The 3,754-nt window shown below is 69.6% G+C and carries 3 protein-coding genes; all 3 read right to left on the bottom strand.

Translation table 11 applies throughout. The features are described 5' to 3' along the window. Nucleotides 1-266: 266 nt before the first annotated feature. Nucleotides 267-1,295: a ketol-acid reductoisomerase gene (ilvC, locus tag ACOJUF_RS18990; RefSeq protein ID WP_420123382.1), complete on the bottom strand. Its 1,029-nt coding sequence runs from the start codon at nt 1,293-1,295 to the stop codon at nt 267-269. Nucleotides 1,296-1,357: 62 nt separating this feature from the next. Continuing rightward, a complete protein-coding gene (gene ilvN / locus ACOJUF_RS18985) occupies nt 1,358-1,870 on the bottom strand; it encodes an acetolactate synthase small subunit (protein WP_420123381.1) in 513 nt (170 codons plus the stop codon). Nucleotides 1,871-1,993: 123 nt separating this feature from the next. Further along, nucleotides 1,994-3,754 (bottom strand): acetolactate synthase large subunit (locus ACOJUF_RS18980; RefSeq protein ID WP_420123380.1); only part of this gene is annotated, 1,761 nt, incomplete at its 5' end.

Genomic DNA, 3,754 nt, shown 5'->3' with positions numbered 1-3,754 from the left:
TGCGCGCTGTACGCGGTCCTGGCCATCGTCGGGCTGATCGTCTCCGGCGCGTTCGGCATCAGCTACCTGCTCGGCGTCGTCGTGCCGGTGCTGATCGTGGTGTTCATGCTCAACAGCCAGTCGCGGGCCTGGTTCCGCTCGGTCGGCGGCAAGACCTTCTGACCCGACGACAACGGCGCCACCGGATTCCGGTGGCGCCGTTGTCGTGCCGGGCGAGAACGCAGCCGCGGGCGGCGGTGCCGATCAGCCGCGAGCGGCGGTGTCGATCAGCCGCGAGCGGCGGTGCCCTCGTAGTCGTCGGTCTGCGCGACCCAGCTCATCATCGGGCGCAGCTTGCGGCCGGTCTCCTCGATCGGGTGCTGCTCCTGCTCGGCCCGCAGCTTCTTGAACTCCGGCGCCCCGGCGTCCTGGTCGGCGATGAAGCGGGCGGCGAAGGAGCCGTCCTTGATCTCGGCCAGGATGGTCTGCATGTTCTCCTTGACGTGGTCGTCGACCACGCGCGGGCCGGACACGTAGTCGCCGTACTCGGCGGTGTCCGACACCGACCAGCGCTGCTTGGCGATGCCGCCCTCGTACATCAGGTCGACGATCAGCTTCAGCTCGTGCAGGCACTCGAAGTATGCGATCTCCGGCTGGTAGCCGGCCTCGATCAGCGTCTCGAAGCCCTGCTGGACCAGCCGCGACATGCCGCCGCAGAGCACGGCCTGCTCGCCGAAGAGGTCGGTCTCGGTCTCCTCCGGGAAGGTCGTCTTGATGACGCCGGCCCGGGTGCCGCCGATGGCCCGCGCGTAGGACAGCGCCAACGCCTGCGCGCCGCCGGAGGCGTCCTGCTCGACGGCGATCAGGCACGGGACGCCCTTGCCGTCGACGAACTCGCGGCGGACCAGGTGACCCGGGCCCTTCGGGGCGATCATGATGACGTCGACGTCGGCCGGCGGCTTGATGTAGCCGAACCGGATGTTGAAGCCGTGGCCGAAGGCCAGCGCCTTGCCGGCGCTCAGGTGCGGCTCGATCGACTCGGCGTAGACGTGCCGCTGGACGTGGTCCGGCGTCAGGATCATGATCACGTCGGCCTCGGCCGCCGCCTCGGCCGGAGTGACCACGCGCAGGCCCTGGTCGGCCGCCTTCTGCCGGGACTTGGAGCCCTCGGGCAGCCCGACCCGGACGTCGACGCCCGAATCGCGCAGGCTCAGCGAGTGCGCGTGGCCCTGCGAGCCGTAGCCGATGACGGCGACCTTGCGCCCCTGGATGATCGACAGGTCGGCGTCGTCGTCGTAGAAGATCTCCACGGCCATGGGTTGGGTTCCTGCTTTCTTTTCGTGGGTGACATCCGGGGGTGACAGGCGTCGGGCCCGGATCAGTCTGCTCTGCTGCTGGAGGAGGTGATGGAGCGCGGCCCGCGGCCGAGCGCCACCATGCCGGACTGCACCATCTCCCGGACGCCGAACGGCTCCAACATCTTGACCAGGGCGTCCAGCTTGTCGCTGGTGCCGGTGGCCTCGACGGTGACCGCGTCCGGAGTGATGTCGATGATGTGCGCCCGGAACATGTCGACGATGGTGACGATCTGCGGGCGGGTGGTGCCGTCGGACCGCAGCTTGATCAGCAGGAGCTCGCGCTGGACCGCCTGGGTGGGCGACAGTTCGACGATCTTGAGCACGTTCACCAGCTTGTTGAGCTGTTTGGTGACCTGCTCGAGCGGCAACCCCTCCACCGCGACCACGATGGTCATCCGGGAGACCTCGGGGTTCTCGGTCGGCCCGACCGCCAGCGAGTGGATGTTGAAGCCGCGGCGGGAGAACAGTGATGACACCCGGGCGAGCACGCCGGGCTTGTTCTCCACGAGCACGGACAACGTGTGGCGGGACAAGGGATTGCACTCCTCGGTGAGGGTCGGGCCCCGGAGAAGGGCAGCCGACCGGACAGGCTATCGGGTGGACGGCGCACCGGCACACGCGGACGCGCTTTCGCGCGCCCGCGGGTGCGGTGCGGGTTACTCCTCGTCGAAGAGGGGCCGGATGCCGCGGGCGGCCATGATCTGGTCGTTGCCGGTGCCCGCCGCCACCATCGGCCAGACCTGCGCGTCCTTGCCGACGGTGAAGTCGACGACCACGGGCCGGTCGTTGATCTCCATCGCCGCCTCGATGGTCTTGTCGACCTCCTCCTTGGACTCGCAGCGCAGTCCGACGCAGCCGTAGGACTCGGCCAGCATCTTGAAGTCCGGGATCCGGTGCTTGTGCGTGCCCAGATCGGTGTTGCTGTAGCGCTCGCCGTAGAACAGGGTCTGCCACTGCCGGACCATGCCCAGGTTGCCGTTGTTGATGACCGCCACCTTGATCGGGATGCCCTCGATCGCGCAGGTGGCCAGCTCCTGGTTGGTCATCTGGAAGCAACCGTCGCCGTCGATCGCCCAGACGGTGGCGTCCGGCCGGCCCATCTTGGCGCCCATCGCCGCCGGCACCGCGTACCCCATGGTGCCCAGCCCGCCCGAGTTGAGCCAGGTGTACGGCTTCTCGTAGCTGATGAACTGGGCCGCCCACATCTGGTGCTGGCCGACGCCGGCCGCGTAGATGGCGTCCGGCCCGGCGATCCGGCCCAGCCGCTCGATGACGTACTGCGGGGACAGCGACCCGTCGTTGGGCCAGTCGTAGCCCAGCGGGAACGTGTCCCGGAAGTCGTCGAGCTCGGCCCACCAGGCGGTGAGGTCGGCGACCGCGCCGGCCGCCTGCTCGGCCGCGACGGCCACCACCAGGTCGGCGATCACCTCACCGACGTCGCCGACGATCGGCACGTCCGCGATGCGGTTCTTGCCGATCTCGGCCGGGTCGATGTCGGCGTGGATGATCGTCGCGCCGGGCGCGAAGGTCGAAAGCTGGCCGGTGACCCGATCGTCGAAGCGGGCGCCAAGGGCGACGATGAGGTCCGCCCGCTGCATGCCCGCCACCGCCGCCACCGTGCCGTGCATTCCCGGCATCCCCAGGTGCTGGATGTGCGAATCCGGGAAGGCGCCACGGGCCATGAGCGTGGTGACGACCGGAATACCGGTCGACTCGGCCAGCTGTCGAAGGGACTCGGTCGCCCGAGCCTTCAACACCCCACCACCGACGTAGAGCACCGGACGCCGCGAGTTCGCGATCAGCTTGGCGGCGGCGGCGATCTGTCCCGCGTGCGGCCGCATGGTCGGCCGGTAACCCGGGAGCTGGAGGTCCGGCGGCCAGACGAAGGTGGTCTCCGACTGCAGGACGTCCTTGGGGATGTCCACCAGGACGACACCGGGTCTGCCGGTTGCCGCCAGGTGGAACGCGGCCGCGATCGTTTGTGGGATCTCGGCCGGGTCGGTGACGAGGAAGTTGTGTTTGGTGATCGGCATCGTGATGCCGCAGATGTCGGCCTCCTGGAAGCCGTCGGTGCCGATCATGGACCGGCCGACCTGACCGGTGATGGCCACCATCGGCACCGAGTCCATCTGCGCGTCGGCGATCGGGGTGACCAGGTTGGTCGCCCCCGGGCCGGAGGTGGCCATGCAGACGCCGACGCGTCCGGTGGCCTGGGCGTATCCCGTGGCCGCGTGCCCGGCACCCTGCTCGTGGCGGACCAGCACGTGGCGGACCCGGGTGGAGTCCAGCAACGGGTCGTAGACCGGCAGCACCGCGCCGCCGGGGATGCCGAAGACGACGTCGACGCCGGCCTCTTCCAGCGACCGCACCACGGAGGCCGCGCCGGTGACCCGCTCGACCGTGCGCCCGGCGGCGGC

This window comes from Nakamurella sp. (assembly GCF_048594475.1).
Taxonomy (GTDB): Bacteria; Actinomycetota; Actinomycetes; order Mycobacteriales; family Nakamurellaceae; genus Nakamurella.
This window is presented reverse-complemented; position numbering and strand designations above follow the sequence as displayed.

Coding starts and splice junctions, on each gene's coding strand:
- ilvC (WP_420123382.1), bottom strand. CDS start 1,295: ATGGCCGTGGAGATCTTCTACGACGACGACGCCGACCTGTCGATCATC.